An 18,226-nucleotide genomic window follows, 5' to 3' on the forward strand; every position below is an offset into this window, starting at 1 on the left:
GCACCGCAGCCTGCCGCATCTATGCCCAGGCCGGGATCTACGAGAAGTTCGTCGAGAAGCTCGGTGCCGCGGTCAGCAGCATCAAGTACGGTCTGCAGGACGATCCGGCGACCGAGCTCGGCCCGTTAATCACTGCGCAGCACCGTGACCGCGTGGCCGGCTTCGTCGAGCGCGCCGTAGCACAATCGCACATCCGCCTGATCACCGGTGGCAAGGCGGTGGACGGCAACGGTTTTTTCTTCGAACCGACGGTGCTGGCGGACGCTCAACAGGATGACGAGATCGTCCGCCGCGAAGTGTTCGGGCCGGTGGTCTCGGTAACCAAGTTCAGTGACGAAGCCCAGGTGCTGGGCTGGGCCAACGACTCGGACTACGGCCTGGCGTCATCGGTGTGGACCGCCGACGTCGGCCGTGCGCATCGCCTGTCGGCGCGTCTGCAATATGGCTGCACCTGGGTCAATACGCACTTCATGCTGGTCAGCGAAATGCCCCATGGCGGTCAGAAATTGTCCGGGTACGGCAAGGACATGTCGATGTATGGGCTGGAGGACTACACCGTGGTGCGGCATGTGATGTTCAAGCACTAAAAAGCATCGCTGACAAGCCAGCTCCCACAAGGGTTGGGGCGTACCCAACTCTGTGGTCAACCACAAATCCTGTGGGAGCTGGCTTGCCAGCGATGGCGTCCTCAAGGCCCCAACGTCCTCTGCCCATTGCCGATCCCCTTCGCGATATCCACACCCCAATCCAGCGCCGCTTCCATGTCCAACAAGTGCGGTCGTGGATCATGGTCCTCGGAAACTGGCACTCCGTCCGGACGGTAGACTCCGATAAACATCTTCAACGAACCGTCGCGCAAAATTTCCGCCCTGACCACAATCGAACATCCATTCGACAGCGTCTCCTTATGTTCCAAATGGCGCTCTGTCATGACGGCTATCCTCCGGTCGATGAGTTTCAAGTCAGTACTGATCTTAGCTCACGCCAGCGCACCAAAATGATTCGTCAAAATGCCTGAAAAGCACGGCCTGACAGCGACGCAATGCCACCTATACTGGAAGCCACCGCCCCTTCGGGGTCTGCACATCCAACAATAAAAAGCAGAGGTGGAACATGGTCTGGCAGCAAGTCTACGATCCGTTCAACAACCCGGTCATTTCCACCCTCATGGCCGCCGTGCCGGTGGTGGTGATGCTCGCGGCCCTGGCGTTCTTCCATATCAAGGCGCACCTGGCGGCCCTGCTCGCTCTTGGTTCAGCCTTGGTCATCGCGATCTTCGCCTTTGGGATGCCGGCCAACATGGCGGGCTCTGCGGCACTTTATGGTGCCGCCAACGGTTTGTTGCCGATTGGCTGGATCGTACTCAACATCATTTTCCTGCACCGGCTGACCACCGAAAATGGCTCGTTCAAAGTTCTGCAAGACTCCCTGGCGCGGATTACCGACGATCGTCGCCTGCAACTGCTGCTGATCGCCTTCTGTTTTGGAGCCTTTTTTGAAGGCGCGGCAGGTTTCGGTACGCCGGTGGCAGTGACCGGGGCGATTCTGATAGGCCTGGGTTTCTCGCCACTGGCGGCGTCCGGCCTGGCGCTGATCGCCAACACCGCCCCGGTCGCCTTCGGCGCCCTGGGCACGCCAATCATCACGCTCGCCAAGGTCACCGGCCTGGATGAAATGGAGTTGTCGATGATGGTCGGTCGGCAACTGCCGTTTTTCTCGGTGATCGTACCGTTCTGGTTGATCTGGGCGTTTGCCGGGTGGCGCAAGATGCTGGAGATCTGGCCGGCGATCCTGGTCGCCGGGGTCAGCTTCGCTGTGCCGCAGTTCCTGGTGTCCAACTACCATGGCCCGATGTTGGTGGACGTGATCGCCGCCCTGATTTCCATGGCCTGCCTGACCGGCTTTCTCAGGGTGTGGAAACCGGCCAGCGTGCACACCTCCGCAGCCCTGTCCGGTCGTGTCGACAATTCGAAGATTGACGTCGAGCACGACGAAAAACCCGTTGCCAGCGCCGCATTTGGTAAGGATGCCAAATCCGCCGTGATGCGTGCATGGATGCCGTGGATCATCCTCACCGTGTTTGTATTTGCTTGGGGCACCCAGGGTTTCAAGAACCTGTTCGATACCCGTCCGGCCATTGATCCTGTCACCCAATCGGCAAAGCTCGATCCGCAAGGCAAACCGCTACGCGAGGCCAACCCGATCTTCGCCCCGGTGATTACCTTCGGCACCCTCCACCAGCAAATCGAGAAAGTCCCGCCAGTGGTGCCTGCGCCGAAAGCCGAAGACGCCCTCTACAAGTTCACTTGGCTGACCAGCACTGGCAGCGGCATCCTGCTGGCAGCGATCCTGGGTGGGCTGCTGATGGGCTATTCGATTCCGCAATTGGTCAAGCAGTACCTGCGCACCATCTGGGTGGTGCGCTATTCGCTGATCACCATAGTCGCGATGCTCGCCCTGGGCTTTCTCACCCGCTATTCCGGCCTGGATGCAACGATGGGCCTGGCGTTTGCCGCCACGGGGATTTTCTACCCCATGTTCGGCACCCTGCTCGGCTGGCTCGGCGTGGCGCTGACGGGTTCCGACACGGCGTCGAACGTGCTGTTTGGCGGTCTGCAGCGGGTCACTGCCGAACAACTGGGACTCAGTCCGGTACTGATGGCGGCCGCCAACAGTTCCGGTGGGGTCATGGGCAAGATGGTCGACGCGCAGTCGATCGTGGTGGCCTCTACCGCGACTCGCTGGTATGGCCATGAAGGGGAAATCCTGCGGTACGTATTCTTCCACTCCATCATCCTGGCGATTCTGGTCGGAGGACTGGTGACGTTGCAGGCGTACGTGGCGCCATTCAGTCACATGGTCGTGGGTGGACATTAAGCAGGATCGGCCGGTTGTCCCGCTTCTGGTCTATCTGCCCGGGCCGCCGCCCGGGCGTTCATGAACGGAGTATCGTAAAGCGACTATGAACATTCTCTACGATGAACGCGTCGATGGCGTGCTGCCGCAGGTCGACCGATCGGCACTGCTGCAGGCGCTGAATGCGCGCCTGCCGGAACTGGAAGTACTGCATCAGAAGGAAGAGCTCAAGCCGTATGAATGCGATGGTCTCTCGGCGTATCGCACCACGCCGCTGCTGGTAGTGCTGCCGAGTCACCTTGACGAAGTCCAAGGGGTGCTCAAGCTGTGCCATGAGATGCAAGTTCCGGTGGTTGCCCGGGGGGCAGGCACCGGGTTATCCGGCGGTGCATTGCCCCTGGAAAAAGGCGTGCTGCTGGTGATGGCGCGCTTCAACAATATCCTGCACATCGACCCTGCAGCCCGCACCGCGCGAGTCCAGCCGGGTGTGCGCAACCTGGCGATTTCCCAGGCTGCGGCGCCGTTTGGCCTGTACTACGCCCCAGATCCTTCGTCGCAGATCGCCTGCTCCATCGGCGGCAATGTCGCCGAAAACGCCGGAGGCGTGCATTGCCTGAAGTACGGCTTGACCGTGCACAATCTGATCAAGGTCGACATCCTCACGGTCGAGGGCGAACACCTGAGCCTGGGATCCGATGCCCTGGACTCACCGGGCTTCGATCTGCTTGCGCTGTTCACCGGGTCCGAAGGCATGCTCGGCGTCATCACCGAAGTGACGGTCAAGCTGCTACCCAAACCACAAACCGCCAAAGTGCTGTTGGCAGCTTTTGACTCGGTCGAGAAAGCCGGCCGCGCGGTGGGCGACATCATTGGTGCCGGCATCATTCCCGGGGGCCTGGAAATGATGGACAACCTGGCCATCCGCGCCGCTGAAGACTTCATCCATGCCGGCTACCCGGTGGATGCCGAAGCCATCCTGCTGTGCGAGCTCGATGGCGTCGAAGCCGATGTCCACGACGACTGCGACCGGGTCCGTCAGGTGCTGGAAAAGGCCGGAGCTACCGAAGTGCGCCAGGCCAGGGACGAAGCCGAACGCGTGCGTTTCTGGGCCGGGCGCAAGAACGCCTTCCCGGCGGTCGGGCGACTGTCGCCGGACTACTACTGCATGGACGGAACCATACCGCGTCGGGAGTTGCCCGGCGTGCTGCAGGCGATCGCCGGCTTGTCTGCCGAATACGGCCTGCGCGTGGCCAATGTGTTCCATGCCGGCGACGGCAACATGCACCCCTTGATCCTGTTCGATGCCAATCAACCGGGGGAGCTCGATCGGGCCGAGGCACTGGGGGGCAAGATTCTCGAGCTGTGCGTGAAAGTCGGCGGCAGCATCACCGGTGAACATGGCGTCGGCCGCGAAAAGATCAATCAGATGTGCGCCCAGTTCAACAGTGACGAACTGACGCTGTTCCATGCGGTCAAGGCGGCGTTCGATCCCGGCGGCCTGCTCAACCCCGGCAAGAACATCCCTACCTTGCACCGCTGTGCCGAGTTCGGCGCGCTGCACGTGCACATGGGGCAACTGCCCTTCCCCGAGCTGGAGCGTTTCTGATGCGCCACGAAGATGACGTCGATGACAGCGCCGCACTGCTTGAGCAAGTCAACCAGGCGCTGCAGGGCGCGACCCCACTGCGAATCCAGGGCTCTAACAGCAAGGCGTTCCTGGGGTGCATCACGGCCGGTGAAGTACTCGACACACGCGCCCACCGGGGCATCGTCAGCTACGATCCGACCGAGCTGGTCATCACCGCGCGCTGCGGCACGCCTTTGGCTGAACTGGTTGAAGTGCTGGCCGCCGCGCAGCAGATGCTGCCCTGTGAACCGCCGTCTTTCGGTGAGGGCGCAACCGTCGGCGGCATGATTGCCTGTGGGTTGTCGGGTCCGCGACGCCCCTGGTCAGGCTCGGTGCGTGACTTTGTCCTCGGCACCCGGGTGATCACCGGTCACGGCAAGCATCTGCGCTTCGGTGGCGAAGTGATGAAGAACGTCGCCGGCTATGACCTGTCGCGCCTGATGACCGGCAGCTACGGATCCCTTGGGGTAGTGACCGAGGTGTCGCTCAAGGTCCTGCCCAAGCCCCGGCAATGCCTGAGCATCAGCCTGGAGCTGGACGCCGAACGCGCCCTCAACCGCCTCAGCGAATGGGGCCAGCAGCCATTGCCGATCAGCGCCGCCTGCCACGATGGCACACGTCTGCACCTGCGTCTGGAGGGCGGTGAAGGCTCGGTGGCCGCAGCCCACGACCGTATGGGCGGAGAGTTGTTGAGCGCCGAATACTGGGCCGATCTCAACGAACACCGGTTGAGTTTTTTTGATGAGGATCAACCGCTGTGGCGCCTGTCCGTACCGCACAACACCCCGCGCCTGTCCCTGCCGGGGCTGCAATTAATCGACTGGGGCGGCGCCCAGCGCTGGCTCAAATCTGACGCTGAGGCCGCGTTCATTCGCCAGGTGGCCAGCGAGGTCGGCGGGCACGTGACCTGCTACAGCCATGGTTTGATCGATAGCCCGTTCCAGCCACTGCCGGCGGCCCTTATGCGCTACCACCGCAACCTCAAGCAGCAACTCGACCCCCAGGGTATTTTCAACCCCGGTCGCCTGTACGCGGAGCTCTGAGCCATGCAAACCACGTTGAGCGAACAGGCCCGCCAGTTGCCCCGCGCCGAAGAAGCCGAAAGCATTCTGCGCACTTGCGTGCACTGCGGTTTCTGCAATGCCACCTGCCCGACCTACCAACTGCTCGGCGACGAGCTGGATGGGCCGCGCGGACGAATCTACCTGATCAAGCAAGTACTGGAAGGCCACGAAGTCACACGCAAGACCCAGCTGCACCTGGACCGCTGCCTGTCCTGCCGCAACTGCGAAACCACCTGCCCCTCCGGCGTGGATTACCACAATTTGCTGGACATTGGCCGCGCGGTGGTCGATGCAGCGGTACCGCGCTCCCTCGGACAGCGCCTGTTGCGCGAGGGCCTGCGCAACGTCGTGCCCAATACGGGGCTGTTCAAGAGCCTGGTCAGCAGCGGCCAGGTGTTCCGGGCACTGCTGCCGGACACGCTACGCGCCAAGTTGCCACGCAGTGCCTGGCCGGCAAAAGCCCGACCGACTTCGCGCCATGCCCGACAGGTGCTGATGCTCGAAGGCTGCGTGCAGCCGGGGTTGTCGCCCAATACCAATGCAGCGGCAGCACGGGTGCTGGACCGCCTGGGCATCAGCATCACCCCAAGCAGCGAGGCCGGGTGCTGCGGCGCGGTGGATTATCACCTCGACGCCCAGGCCGCAGGACTTGATCGCGCCCGTCGAAACATCGATGCGTGGTGGCCGAGCATCGAGAATGGCGCCGAGGCGATTGTGCAGACTGCCAGCGGCTGCGGCGCGTTCATCAAGGACTACGGGCACCTGCTATGCACTGATCCGGCCTATGCTGCCAAGGCACAGAAAGTCAGTGCGATGGCCAGGGACCTGGTTGAAGTGTTGCGCGACGAACCGTTGGAAACCCTTGGGGTCCAGGCCGAGCAACGCCTGGCGTTCCACTGCCCTTGCACCTTGCAACACGCGCAGAAACTCGGGGGCGCGGTCGAGGCGGTGCTGATGCGCCTGGGTTTCAACCTGACCGCCGTGCCGGACAGCCATCTGTGCTGCGGCTCGGCAGGCACCTATTCGGTGACCCAGCCAGTACTGGCCCGACAACTGCGTGACAACAAACTCAATGCCCTGGAAAGTGGGCACCCCGAGGTGATTGCCACCGCCAATATCGGCTGCCAGACGCACCTGGACGGCGCCGGCCGCACCCCGGTCAGGCACTGGATCGAACTGGTCGAAGCGGCACTGCCCGCGACCCGTACTGGAGTATCACCATGAACAGCAAATTCGTTTTGAGCCAGGTCGAGGTCAGCCAGATCCTCGCCGCCGCACGCACTGAAGCCTTGAACCATCAATGGGCAGTGACCATTGCCGTGGTTGATGACGGCGGCCATCCGCTGGCCCTGGAGCGCCTCGACGGCGCCGCCGCGATCAGCGCCTACATCGCCACGGAAAAGGCCCGCACTGCAGCGCTGGGTCGGCGGGAGTCAAAAGGCTATGAGGACATGGTCAATGGCGGGCGGCATGCGTTTCTCTCGGCGCCCTTGCTGACGTCTCTGGAGGGTGGCGTACCGATTTTCGTCGATGGCCAGGTAATTGGCGCGGTCGGGGTGTCTGGCGTCAAGGCCGAGCAGGATGCGCAGATTGCCAAGGCCGGCGCGCAGTGCCTGGGCAACCCTAACGCCTGATCAAGCCAAAGCCCCCTATGTTGAATTTATCGACCCGGAGGAAACCTGCCGATGCCCCGCCTGACCGCCAGGGACGTCACCCTGGAACCGCTCGGACTCTACGACTATGACGCCCACGACAAGATCAACCGGTGCCGACATTAACAATCACCGACCAGGATACGTCCTCTGTATGATGGCGCGCTTTGAGCGCGGGTCAGACGTCGAGGAGTATGCATGGACAGGCTTTACCGGACAGGGCACCAGGGCTTGTCCGCCCTCAATTTACTAACCTTGGGCCTGCTATCGGCCAGTACCGCGCTGGCGGCCGACACCGAGTTGCCGGCGCTCACCGTCACCGGCGAAGACACCTCCGGCTATCAGGCCGACAGTGCATCGGTCAGCGGTTTCGACTCGACGGCGCTACTCGACACCCCGGCGTCAGTGACGGTAATCAACGATGCCCTGATCAAGGATCAACAGGCACGCCTACTCAGCGAAGTGCTGAGCAATGACGCCTCCGTGGGTCAAGCCTATGCGCCGGTCGGCTATTACGAGAACTTCTCGGTTCGCGGCTTCTCGCTGAATTCCGCCAGCAGCTACAGGATCAACGGCCGCACCATCACAGGCGAGCAAAACGTCGGGCTGGAAAACAAGCAGCAGGTGGAGTTGCTCAAGGGCCTGTCAGGCCTGGAGAGCGGAGTCTCCGAGCCCGGTGGACTGGTCAACTACGTGACCAAGCGGCCGACCGAAGTGCGCCAGGTAACGGTTTCCACCGATGACCGCGGCAGCGGCTACCTGGCAACCGATGTCGGCGGGTTCTTCGGCAGCGAGCAGCAGTTCGGCCTGCGTGCCAACCTGGCCCATGAAGATATCCATTCCTATGTGGAACATGCCAACGGCCAGCGGGATTTCGCCTCTCTGGCCTTTGACTGGTACATCAGCCCCGATGCGCTATTGCAGCTGGACGCCGAATACCAGACCCGGGAGCAGCGCTCAGCGCCGGGTTACCAGCTGCTGGGGGGTACACAATTGCCGCACCATGCTTCGCCGAAAAAACTGCTGGCCCACCAGAGCGGTGCCAATCCCGTCAGCACCGATGCGCTGAATCTCAATGGCAAGTTCGAATACCGTTTCAGTGATGTCTGGAAAACCGACATCAGTGCTTCGCGCAGCCGGGTAGTGATCGACGACTACAGCTCGTTCGCCTGGGGTTGCTACGGTGCAGCCAGCTGTTCCGACGCCACAGTGCCGAATTACTTCAGCCCGGAGGGTGACTACGATATTTACGATTTTCGCAGCCCCGACGATACCCGCCGCAACGACGAGCTGCAGGCGATCCTCAGCGGGCACTTCGACATTGCAGGCCTGGGCCATGAACTGACCGTGGGCACCAGCGCATTCCGCCGGGTCGTGGACAAGCGCGACCCAATCAACGTGATGATCGGCAGCGCCAATATTGACCGCGAGCCTGCGGACTTCGCGCGTTATGAAGGCCCGATCAATGACTCCCGGCGACGCCTGGACAGCCGGCAGTATGGGTTGTTTTTCAATGACCGGATCAGCTTCAACCAGCAATGGCAAACCGTACTGGGCGGGCGCGCGGTGCGCCTGGACGAGGAAACCTTCGACAGCCAGGGCGAAACCACTCGCCATACCCGCCGCTACGAGTTCCTGCCTCAGGCTGCGCTGATCTACAAGCCGGTGCAGAATTTGTCGCTCTACACCCGCTACAGCAAAGGCCTGTCCCTGGGCGGCGAGGCGGCGTGGTTTACCACCAACGCCTTTGAAATTCTCGCGCCGACGGTGTCACGGCAGATCGAGGCCGGGGTCAAGTATGATGGGCACCGCATCAACCTGGGCGCGGCGCTGTTTCAGACTCGTCAGGCCTATCAGTATTCCCGCCCCAATGAAGACGGCACTTTCACCTTCGCTCAACAGGGCGAACAGAAGAACACTGGCCTGGAGCTGTCCGCCAATGGCTGGGCGACACAACGCCTGCAGATCAGTGCCAGTGTCGCGGCGATTCGTTCGCGGGTCAGCGGCACGGGAACGGCGGCTTATGAAGGTCACCAGACGATCAATGTGCCAACCTTGCGCGCCAGTCTGTCCGGCGACTATGCGTTGCCCTGGATGGAGGGCCTGGCTTTGCTCGGTGGCGTGCAGTACAGCGCCAGCAAATACGCGAGCCAGGTCGGCGAGGTGGAAACCGGAGCCTATGCGATCTTCAATGTTGGCAGCCGCTTCAGCACGCGTATCGATGGCTACGAGACGGTGTTTCGCCTGACCGTGGACAACCTGTTCGACAAGCATTACTGGCGGGATGCCGGGGAATACATGGGCGATGACTACGTATTCCAGGGCGCGCCACTGACGGCGCGCTTGAGTGCTTCAGTCAATTTCTGAAAAGGGTGGGGGCTATTTTTGCCCTCAACCCACCAGATCAATCAACTGCTCACGCTGTGCCCCGGTCAGCATCGGGCCGAATCCGGCCGCGGCATTATCCGCCATGTAACGCGGGTTCCCGGTCCCTGGAATCACGCAGGTGACCACCGAATGCGACAGCAGAAACTTCAGCGCCAGCTGCGGCCAGCTATTGACCTGCACCTGCGAAGCCCAGCCAGGAAGGGGTTTACCCTTCAGGCGCGCAATCAAGCCACCACCGCCAAACGGCCTGTTGCAGATCACCGCCACGCCACGTTCGCGGCACAGCGGCAGAATGCGCTTTTCAACTGCGCGGTCGTCCAGGGCGTAATTGATCTGCAGGAAGTCGAGCTTTTCAGCCCTGAGCACCGCCTCCACTTCGTCATAGGCCGACGCGGTGTAATGGGTGATCCCGATGTAACGAATGCGCCCTTGCTCTTTCCATTCGCGCAAAGTTGGCAGATGGGTTTTCCAATCCAGCAGGTTGTGGATCTGCATCAGGTCGATCCGGTCGGTTTGCAGCAGCTTGAATGATTGTTCCATCTGCGCGATGCCTTCTTCGCGGCCACGGGTCCATACCTTGGTCGCCAGGAAAGCCGGCGAGCGCGGTTGGTGGATCGACAGCAACTCACCGGTGGTCTGCTCGGCCCGACCGTACATCGGCGAGCTGTCGATCAGCGTCCCGCCCTTCACGAACAGTGCGTCGAGTACGGCGGGCAGTTGCTTGTACGCTGGGGCCGCAGGGGCGACATCGAAGCCGCGATAAGTGCCCAACCCGACGATGGGCAGCAGCTCGGCGCTGGAAGGAATGCCTCGGGTCTGCATGTTCTTGCCTCCTGTGGCGATCGGCGGCGCTTGCGCCAGGGCCATCGCCGAGAACGCTAAGACGGTCGCCACATCAGCGTAGCTGCCCACGACGATCCGGCCCTGTTCAAAGTACAAAAAGGTCGGCGCTGGTGTGCAGCAACATGAACACCACCAGTCCCAACAGGTAGCGCGAACGCAGGATAAGGGTGATGCCAGCCAACATGCTGGCGCCCAATCTTTTATCGTCCGGTGATCGGCTACCGGTACGCGACACCGTGCGCCTGAGCAGCGCCCGGTAGCAACGCACAGCAACCTCCAGCAGCAAAGCCGCCGCCAGCGCCATCGGGCCCATGCGCACAGCCATGTTCGCGGCCAGCAGCGGCCCGATCAAGCTGCCCAGGGTGCCACCGGCAGCAATGAAACCGCAATCAGCCGGTAGATCAAGGGGACGAAACGCGTGGCCGGCAATCGGGATACCAGCGCACCGTAGAACGGCACCAGCAGCATCACCACGAAGGTCACGCTGAACAGCCACTGCAACTGGTCTGCCCCGCCCACCAGGCCCAGGGCATCACGCAGAGGCCGGACCAGGTAATAACTGGCGAGCACACAAAAATGGAAGGTAAAACCCAGCACCAATGCAGCTCGTTCCTCGGGCCGAACACTCAGCGATTTCAGCGCAATGGGCATCGCTTCCCTCCAGGACCAGCGCGCCACGTGGCCAATCGACTACACTGCGACAGCGATAAAAGGATCGCCATTTTCCACCCTTGAGTCGTCAATGCCGCTCACTAACCTTAGCCGAATGTCGCGCATCCTGATGATCACCGCAGGCATCATCGCCCTGTACCTGGCGCTCTGTGTGGCGCTGTGGGTCTTGCAGCGCGCCCTCATCTACTACCCGCAACCCCGGGCGGTGGAGAGTTCGCTGTTGACGCTGTCGCGTCCCGACGCGCAGGTACTGGTCTCGGTGCGTGAGCACGAGGGACCCAAGGCGTTGATCTATTTCGGTGGTAACGCCGAGGATGTGTCGCGCAACCTGCCGTCGTTTTCACCCGCATTTGCCGACCATGCCTTGTATTTTATGCATTACCGCGGATATGGCGGCAGCTCGGGCGCGCCGTCCGAAGACGTAATTGCGCAAGATGCCCTGGCGTTGTTCGACGAGGTTTACGCCAGGCACCCGCAGGTGACGCTGGTCGGCCGAAGCCTGGGTTCCGGTGTCGCGGTGCGCCTGGCCAGCCAGCGCCCGGCCTCGCGCCTGGTATTGATCACGCCCTATAACAGTCTTGAGGAGCTCGCGGCACGGCAGTTTCCGATCTTTCCGGTGCGGTGGCTGTTGCAGGATCGCTTTGAATCCTGGCGATATGCCCGGGGGATCCGTGTGCCGACTTTGTTGATGGCGGCCGAGAATGACGAGGTCATTGCGCGATCGGGTACCCTGCGGCTGTTCGAGCATTTCGCTCCGGGGGTAGCGGTGCTCAAGGTGATACCGGGGGTGGGGCATAATTCGATTTCCGACAGTGCCGATTACCTCAGGCTGCTAGGGGATGCTTTGTGAACTTGAGTACCTCAACCCTGACGCGTGCATGCTGGATAAACCCAACATGCACTGGCTCCTTCATCGCATAACCTAGGTCAGCAACGATCTTCACCAACGAAGGGTCCTTCTTGATAATGTAGGTCGCCTGATATGTAGAGATGCAAGCCTAGTCTCATCAACCTCGATCAGCACTCTCGCGCCAACGTCGCGCCTGGATCAGCAATGCAGGGGCAAAATGCAGCACAACCATCCGCACCAGATGATGGGACAGAATGAACACGACATTCAGCCCGCCGCTGAACGCAACGATAGAAATGGTTTCGATCGCGCCCGGCATGTACGCCAGCCATAACGTCAACGTGTCACTGCCCAGGATCTGCCACGCCACTGCGGCAAAGCCAGCCGCCACCAGCAACATCAGCCCCACCGACATCACTCCGGACCGGCCGTGGCTTAACAGTTCCTTGAGGCTGATGTCGCTGAATTTCGCGCCGATCAACACCCCAAGCAGCACCGAGGCAACGTCGATGCTCCATTGCGGCATGTGGAAACCCGGGAGATAACCCGACCGGACGTAGACGCCGGTCAGTACGATGGCCGTAAGCATGAACGGCGCCGGTACTCCAAAGCGCAGAAGCAAGCGACCGAGCGCCAGGCACAGGGCGATCAGCGAGAGCAGGATCAACAGCGTGCTCACCAGCCAGGGACTGCTGTCGCCAGCGCTTATCGCGGTTTTCCCGGTCACACAAAGACTCACCAGTACGGTGATGAACAGCAAGCGCACCAGGTGCACCACGATCACCTTGCTCGATGCCCGCTCGGATTCCAGCAAATCGAACACCGCCGCGAGCGCACCCGGGTAGACCGCCAGCAGCGAATCCTTGAGGTTCCAACCGGAGACTTTGCATAACCAGAACCCGGCCACGACGATCTGCGCCGTCAGGCATAACAGCAATAGACCGAGGCTGGGTAACAGGGCGACGGCCGTGTTGCTGTCCCAGGCCTGGAACATCAGCCCAGTGGCGATTCCCAAGGCGACTTGTACATAACCCAGGCCAAAGCGCAGGGTGGGCGCAAAGCCCGACTTTGCAACAATGATCGCGGTCGCCAGGATCGAGCCAAGCAACAAACCCTGGGGTACGCCGACCCACTCAAGCACGGCGCCGACAGTGGCGGCAACCAGCAAGCACAAAAGCGTTTTCATGAATCGCCCTTAATTCCAGACCTGCTATTTTGGATCCAATCTTGCCGTGTTTGCGCTTTTTCCCACTGATCCTTGTGCAGCGTCAAGTAAAAAACGCCGTATGCAAAAACGCCGCTCGCTGCCGAGCGGCGTTTTTACCCCGTGTAAACAGGCGATCAGTTGGGGTCCAGCAAACCGCCGCGCCAATGACGGGAAATACGCGTGCCAGTGAATTTCGCCACCACCATACCTTGGCCAATCAGTCGATCGCGATAGCAGGTGACCATGCGCCCCGCCTGCTCGGCGAACAACACCACTTCGGTTGACGGATCACCGGGCCGAGGCAGGATCCTGGCAAAGCGCTGGCCTTCCTCGACGAAATCCCCCAGCTGTTTTTCCAGGATCAATACCCCGGGCGTCGGTGCGAGGATGGTTTCCATCTGTCCCATTTCCAGGGTTTGTACCGGCCAGTCAGCTGGAGTCAGCGCCTCATCAATGGCCCCGTAGCTGCACAGCCAGGCGTAAAGCCCCTGGGCATCCTGTTCGGCGAGGCGGTCACTGACATCGCCCTGCCCGCGCAACTCCAGGGTTGCCGCCATATTGCGGCTGTTGAGGCCATCGCGCAGCCAGGGCGCAATAATGGTTTCCTCGAAAGAACCATCGCCGCCATCATCCCAGATGATCGCTACGTCCATCTTCATCGCTGCCGCCAGTTTACGGCCCTGTGGTGCGAAGCTGCGGTGCACGTAGAGGTACGGCAGTGCCTCGTCATCGGTGTGCAGGTCGAGCATCACATCGGCATTAGCGGCCAGTTGCACCATGGCTTTCTGCCACTCCTGCACATTGGTCGAGGGCTGTTGCAGGGCAGCCGACTGGTCAAAACCACGATTGAAGTTATGCCCTGTGGCGTCGTGAAAACGACCCAGCAGGCGCCCCTGACGAAACTGGCCTATGCCCAGGGGATTGGCCTGGGGCACCACCGTCACCTGGCTCCTGAGCAGACCTTGAGCTTCGGCAACCTGCAGGCGCTGCATCAACAGGTGCAGCACCAGCATGCCGGCAATTTCATCGGCATGCACCCCGGCTTGCAGGTGCACCTTGGGGCCGCTGCCATCCCCCTGGTAACGCCAGGCCCCCACCCGCAACGGGTCACCGTTGTTGTTGCGAACATTGAACGAAATATCCTGCGCCATCCGCTTGTCCTCCCGTCACGACCGCTAGAAAACCAATACATCGCCACTGGTGATTGAACAGACGTTCAACTAAGCTCGGCAACGTATAACTGACTCCAAGGACTTACCTGTGACCCGTGCCCCTGCGAAAAACCGCCGCACCGAACCCGACGAGCGCCGTGAAATGCTCGTGGCTGCCGCGCTGCGTTGCCTGGTGCGCGATGGCCACGCCGGCATCTCGGTGCGCCGCATCGCCACCGAGGCTGGGGTGTCGGTGGGCCTGCTCAACCATCACTTCGGCAGCATCGATGCGCTGATCGCCGACACTTATCAGAAACTCGCCAGCGAACTGACCAGTGCCCTGATGCAGGAAATAGAGCAGGCTGACACCCCGGCCGCGAAGATGGACGCCTTCCTCACCGGCTCGTTTGCCCCCCGGGTCATGGATCCGCAATTGCTCGGCGCCTGGGTGGTGTTCTGGAGCCTGATCCGCCACTCCGTTCACGTCAGCCAGGCTCACGAAAAGAGCTACCGTGCCTATCTCGACTTGCTCCGCCAATTGCTCGATGACCTCGCGGCCAGCGAAGGGTTTGTGATTCACGACACTCACCTGGCCGCTATCGGCCTATCCGCGACGCTCGACGGACTCTGGATCGAGTGGTGCCTCAACCCCGAAACCTTCAGCCCCGCTAACGGCCTGCATATCTGTCGTTGCTGGGTAAAGGGGTTGCGAAACGGAGCATTCGGCGCCGACGACGTCCTGTGAGGCGTGACGCCCGAAAATCATCGCCAGGGTGCCGCTGATCGCAATCAACCCGGCGCCAATCATCAGTGACACGTCCATCAAGGTGCCCCAGATCAGGCTCGACAGCAGGAACGCCCAAATCAAACCGGTGTACTCGAATGGCGCCAGCAAAGTCGCCGTGGCGCGACGGAAACTGGCAAACAGCAGGAACTGCCCGATACCGCCCACCAGGCCCGCCGCGAGCATGCCGAGCCAGGCCGGCATCGGCGCCGGCGTGTGGGTCCAAGGCAAGGCCAGGGTCATGCAGATGACGAACACCACGTTGGTGATCAACATTTGCTCCAGCACTGATGTCTGGTCATCTACCTGCCGCAACTGGATATAGGTAAACGCCCAGCAAATGGCGGCCAGCAGGGTTAGCACTACCGGCACCGGGTCGGCCATCCGGGTAGGTCGGCAGGCAATGATCACACCGATGAACCCAACGACCAGGGTGAACCATTGCCAGCCGTTGGCGCGCTCCTTGAGGATCACCGCCGCCAGCACCGTGACCATGATCGGCGCGGAAAAATACAGCGTGGTCATCTCCGCCAGCGACAGGTCGCGGGCGGCGGTGTAATACAACACCCAGGCGATGATCGACAGCAAGCCGCGCACCACCAGCAAGCGCCGGCTCGGTGAACGCCAAGCTTTTTGCACCAGGCGCAAGCGCCCCGCCGCGACGCAGACAACCACCACCAGCAGGCTGCGCCAGAACAGGATGGTGACCACTGAATAATCGGCCACCAGCGCCTTGATCACTGCGTCCTGCAAGGCCAGGAACGCGTATCCCAAGGTGCATAGGCCGATGCCCTGCAACGAACGATCAACCCTGCGCGGTGCACTCATTACGCAGATCTGCGCACGGGTGTACCGCGCCGCTCGAAGAACGCGAATAGGGCCTCGATCAGGAACGTCAGGCACACATACACCCCGGCCACCAGCAGCAGCGGTTCATACACCTGCAGGGTTTGTGCGCGCACTACGTTGGCCGCGCCCAGCAGGTCAATGATCGCAATGGTTGAGGCCAACGCCGTGGACTTGAGCAGCATCACGGTCTCACCGGCCAGGGTCGGCAACAGCAAGCGCATGGCCCGAGGCAGGCGCACCCGCAACAATGACTGGCGCGGGGTCATGCCGAAGGCCGAAGCGGCTTCCATTTCACCCTTAGGCACCGCCAGCAGCCCACCACGAATCACCTCGCCAACGTAGGCGCCTACCGACAGCACCAGGGCAAACACGATGTACCAATAGCCGTCGCGCAGGTAAGGCCAGAAAAAACTGCCACGGATCAGCGGGAATTGTGCAAACAGGCTGCCGAGTCCGTAGTAGAAAATGTAAATCTGGATCAGCAGCGGCGTGCCCCGCAGCACGCTGGTGTAAAACAGGCTGGCCTTGGCAATGAATTTGTTTTTCGAAATACGTGCCAGTGCCACCAGTACCGCCAGGGCGAAACCGAACACCATCGAGATCAACAAAATAGTGATGGTCGTTTGCAGTCCACGGCCCAGGAGTGCCGCATATTCAACTATCCACGCTGGAATCATTTCATTCACTCAGCCAAAGGCATCCAGCGACGAATACGTCGCTCCAGCCGTCCCGACAGGTAGTTGGACACCAACGTCACGGCGTAATACATCGCCGCGGCCGTGAGGTAGAACAACAGATAGTGACGCGTCGATCCCGCCCCTTGCCTGGCGGTGTACAACAGCTCATTGGTGCCGACCACGCTGATCAAGGCGCTGTCCTTGATCAGGTTGATCCACAGGTTGGCCATCCCCGCCATGGCGTAGGGTGCCATGATCGGCAGCGTGACCCGCCGGAACAGGCCGAACCCGCTGAGGCCGAACGCCCTGGCTGCTTCGATCTGGCCGTAGGGAATCGCCTGGATCGCCGCGCGGAAAATCTCCGAGGCGTAGGCGCCCTGCACCAATCCCAGTACCAGGATTGCCGCCAGCGGGCCGCTGACGTTGACCGCGTCGTAACCCATTCGGGCCATCAGCGAATTGAGCAGCATGGAGCCGACGTAGTACAGCAGCAGAATCAGCAACAACTCTGGAATGGCACGAAACAGCGTGGTGTAGCCGCGCATCAGTACAGCGATGGGTTTTGGCGCACCCAACTTCAGACAGGCCACCACCAGGCCGATAAACAAACCAACCACGAACGCCCCTGCAGATATCTGCAGGGTCATCAACAGGCCCTTGAGCAACGCGCTGCCCCAGCCTGTTTCGCTGAAATTAATCAAATCGAACATTGCTGGCATCTCAGTCTCCAGTCAGCGGTCTAGAAATCACCACTTCCCCCTGTGATCGCGAGCAGGCTCGCCCCACAGGGTTTGTGTTCAATTTAAAATGCAGGTTTGACGCTGGTGCCGAAGTAGTTCTGAGACAGCTCGTCGTAGTCTTTGCTTGCCAACAGGCTGGTGATTGCCTTATCCAGTTTGGCCTTGAGCTCGGTGTCGTCCTTGCGCAGGCCGGCGCCGACGCCTTTACCGAAAATCGGGTCGTAGGGCACCGTGGCGAGGTACGCCAGGTTGCCGGCATCCGCCGTCTTGACGAAAGCGGCCATGGCCGTGCCGTCGGCCATCATCAGGTCGATACGCCCGGAAATCAGGTCGGCGTTGGCCGAGTCCTGGGTGTCGTAGTACTTCACCTCGGCGATTTTTTCGTATTTGGCCTTCAGGTAGCTGGCACTGACTGTCGAGTTCTGCACGCCGATGATCTTGCCCTTGAGGTCATCCGGGAACTTGCTGATAGTGGTGTTTTTGGGGCCGACCACCGCGATCGCCGAATCGTAGTAAGCCTTGCTGAAGGCGATCTGTTTTTCGCGCTCTGCGGTCACCGACATCGAAGAAAAGATCACGTCGATCTTCTTCGCCAACAAGGATGGAATGATGCCGTCCCACGCCACCTCCTTGATCTCGCACTCGGCCTTCATTTCGTTGCATAGCTTGCGGATCAGGTCGACCTCGAAACCTTTCCACTCACCGTTGGCCTGCTTCTCGGTGTACGGCGGATAAGGTTCTGCCGCCACCGCGAACCTAATCGGTGCAGCCTGGGCTGCGCTCATTCCGGCCAGCAGCACGCATGCCACGCCCGTCATCCAGTTTGCCAAACGTCGATTTCCCATGATTGTTCCCCGTCTTTTTAT

The 18,226-nt window shown here is 61.1% G+C and carries 18 protein-coding genes and 1 pseudogene; 9 read left to right on the plus strand and 10 right to left on the minus strand.

All coding sequences use genetic code 11. The features are described 5' to 3' along the window. Positions 1 to 587, plus strand: a 587-nt coding sequence (locus L9059_RS12355; protein WP_247291217.1) for an aldehyde dehydrogenase family protein, incomplete at its 5' end; no start/stop codon positions are given. 101 nt (positions 588 to 688) lie between these two features. Here the strand turns inward: L9059_RS12355 and L9059_RS12360 are convergent. Continuing rightward, positions 689 to 931, minus strand: a complete 243-nt coding sequence (locus L9059_RS12360) for a hypothetical protein (protein ID WP_247291218.1) — start codon at positions 929 to 931, stop codon at positions 689 to 691. A 182-nt stretch (positions 932 to 1,113) separates the two neighbouring features. On the opposite strand from L9059_RS12360, the gene L9059_RS12365 reads away from it, so the two are divergent. The 6 genes from L9059_RS12365 to L9059_RS12390 all read left to right on the plus strand — a co-directional run bounded on the left by L9059_RS12365 (position 1,114) and on the right by L9059_RS12390 (position 9,566). Then, the gene (locus L9059_RS12365; protein ID WP_247291219.1) at positions 1,114 to 2,877 is read left to right on the plus strand and encodes an L-lactate permease; all 1,764 of its coding nucleotides are present in this window, start codon (positions 1,114 to 1,116) and stop codon (positions 2,875 to 2,877) included. Positions 2,878 to 2,962: 85 nt separating this feature from the next. Then, a complete protein-coding gene (glcD, locus tag L9059_RS12370; RefSeq protein WP_247291220.1) occupies positions 2,963 to 4,462 on the plus strand; it encodes a glycolate oxidase subunit GlcD in 1,500 nt (499 codons plus the stop codon). Then, the gene (gene glcE, locus L9059_RS12375; RefSeq protein ID WP_247291222.1) at positions 4,462 to 5,526 is read left to right on the plus strand and encodes a glycolate oxidase subunit GlcE; all 1,065 of its coding nucleotides are present in this window, start codon (positions 4,462 to 4,464) and stop codon (positions 5,524 to 5,526) included. The genes glcD and glcE overlap by 1 nt, the downstream gene beginning before the upstream one ends. Before the next feature lie 3 nt (positions 5,527 to 5,529). Next, the gene (glcF, locus tag L9059_RS12380; RefSeq protein WP_247291223.1) at positions 5,530 to 6,771 is read left to right on the plus strand and encodes a glycolate oxidase subunit GlcF; all 1,242 of its coding nucleotides are present in this window, start codon (positions 5,530 to 5,532) and stop codon (positions 6,769 to 6,771) included. Next, positions 6,768 to 7,181, plus strand: a complete 414-nt coding sequence (locus tag L9059_RS12385; RefSeq protein WP_247291225.1) for a heme-binding protein — start codon at positions 6,768 to 6,770, stop codon at positions 7,179 to 7,181. The genes glcF and L9059_RS12385 overlap by 4 nt, the downstream gene beginning before the upstream one ends. A gap of 216 nt (positions 7,182 to 7,397) precedes the next feature. Next, positions 7,398 to 9,566, plus strand: a complete 2,169-nt coding sequence (locus L9059_RS12390; RefSeq protein WP_247291227.1) for a TonB-dependent siderophore receptor — start codon at positions 7,398 to 7,400, stop codon at positions 9,564 to 9,566. Between the two features lie 24 nt (positions 9,567 to 9,590). Here L9059_RS12390 and L9059_RS12395 read toward each other — a convergent pair whose 3' ends face one another. The 3 genes from L9059_RS12395 to L9059_RS12405 form a co-directional block, all read right to left on the minus strand. Next, entirely contained in the window at positions 9,591 to 10,454 is an 864-nt protein-coding gene (locus L9059_RS12395; protein WP_247291485.1) for an aldo/keto reductase, read from the minus strand. Positions 10,455 to 10,515: 61 nt separating this feature from the next. Further along, positions 10,516 to 10,755 carry a hypothetical protein gene (locus L9059_RS12400; RefSeq protein WP_247291229.1) on the minus strand — a complete coding sequence of 80 codons (240 nt, stop codon included), beginning with the start codon at positions 10,753 to 10,755 and terminating at the stop codon, positions 10,516 to 10,518. A 23-nt stretch (positions 10,756 to 10,778) separates the two neighbouring features. Further along, positions 10,779 to 11,081 (minus strand): hypothetical protein, encoded by a 303-nt coding sequence (locus tag L9059_RS12405; RefSeq protein WP_247291231.1) that lies wholly within the window; start codon positions 11,079 to 11,081, stop codon positions 10,779 to 10,781. 91 nt (positions 11,082 to 11,172) lie between these two features. On the opposite strand from L9059_RS12405, the gene L9059_RS12410 reads away from it, so the two are divergent. After that, positions 11,173 to 11,952, plus strand: coding sequence for an alpha/beta hydrolase (locus L9059_RS12410; RefSeq protein ID WP_247291233.1), 780 nt, complete (start codon positions 11,173 to 11,175; stop codon positions 11,950 to 11,952). A 157-nt stretch (positions 11,953 to 12,109) separates the two neighbouring features. Here L9059_RS12410 and L9059_RS12415 read toward each other — a convergent pair whose 3' ends face one another. Next, positions 12,110 to 13,138 carry an AbrB family transcriptional regulator gene (locus L9059_RS12415; protein WP_247291235.1) on the minus strand — a complete coding sequence of 343 codons (1,029 nt, stop codon included), beginning with the start codon at positions 13,136 to 13,138 and terminating at the stop codon, positions 12,110 to 12,112. 155 nt (positions 13,139 to 13,293) lie between these two features. Beyond that, complete coding sequence (locus tag L9059_RS12420) at positions 13,294 to 14,310, minus strand: M14 family zinc carboxypeptidase (protein WP_247291237.1); 1,017 nt, start codon at positions 14,308 to 14,310, stop codon at positions 13,294 to 13,296. Positions 14,311 to 14,473: 163 nt separating this feature from the next. Here L9059_RS12420 and L9059_RS12425 point away from each other — a divergent pair. Further along, positions 14,474 to 14,959, plus strand: a pseudogene (locus tag L9059_RS12425) (TetR/AcrR family transcriptional regulator); the annotation flags it as partial. On the opposite strand, the gene L9059_RS12430 reads toward L9059_RS12425, so the two are convergent. From L9059_RS12430 to L9059_RS12445, 4 genes are all read right to left on the minus strand, one after another. After that, a complete protein-coding gene (locus L9059_RS12430; RefSeq protein WP_247291240.1) occupies positions 14,915 to 15,922 on the minus strand; it encodes a DMT family transporter in 1,008 nt (335 codons plus the stop codon). The pseudogene L9059_RS12425 and the gene L9059_RS12430 sit on opposite strands and share 45 nt — an antisense overlap. Further along, positions 15,922 to 16,620, minus strand: coding sequence for an ABC transporter permease (locus L9059_RS12435; RefSeq protein ID WP_247291486.1), 699 nt, complete (start codon positions 16,618 to 16,620; stop codon positions 15,922 to 15,924). Before L9059_RS12435 ends, L9059_RS12430 begins: the two co-directional genes overlap by 1 nt. Before the next feature lie 5 nt (positions 16,621 to 16,625). After that, positions 16,626 to 17,339 carry an ABC transporter permease gene (locus tag L9059_RS12440; protein WP_247291242.1) on the minus strand — a complete coding sequence of 238 codons (714 nt, stop codon included), beginning with the start codon at positions 17,337 to 17,339 and terminating at the stop codon, positions 16,626 to 16,628. Between the two features lie 83 nt (positions 17,340 to 17,422). Further along, on the minus strand, positions 17,423 to 18,205 hold the full coding sequence (locus L9059_RS12445) for a transporter substrate-binding domain-containing protein (RefSeq protein ID WP_247291244.1): 783 nt from the start codon (positions 18,203 to 18,205) through the stop codon (positions 17,423 to 17,425). Positions 18,206 to 18,226 lie beyond the last annotated feature (21 nt).

Origin of the sequence: Pseudomonas violetae (assembly GCF_023072615.1) — a bacterium.
Lineage (GTDB): Bacteria > Pseudomonadota > Gammaproteobacteria > Pseudomonadales > Pseudomonadaceae > Aquipseudomonas > Aquipseudomonas violetae.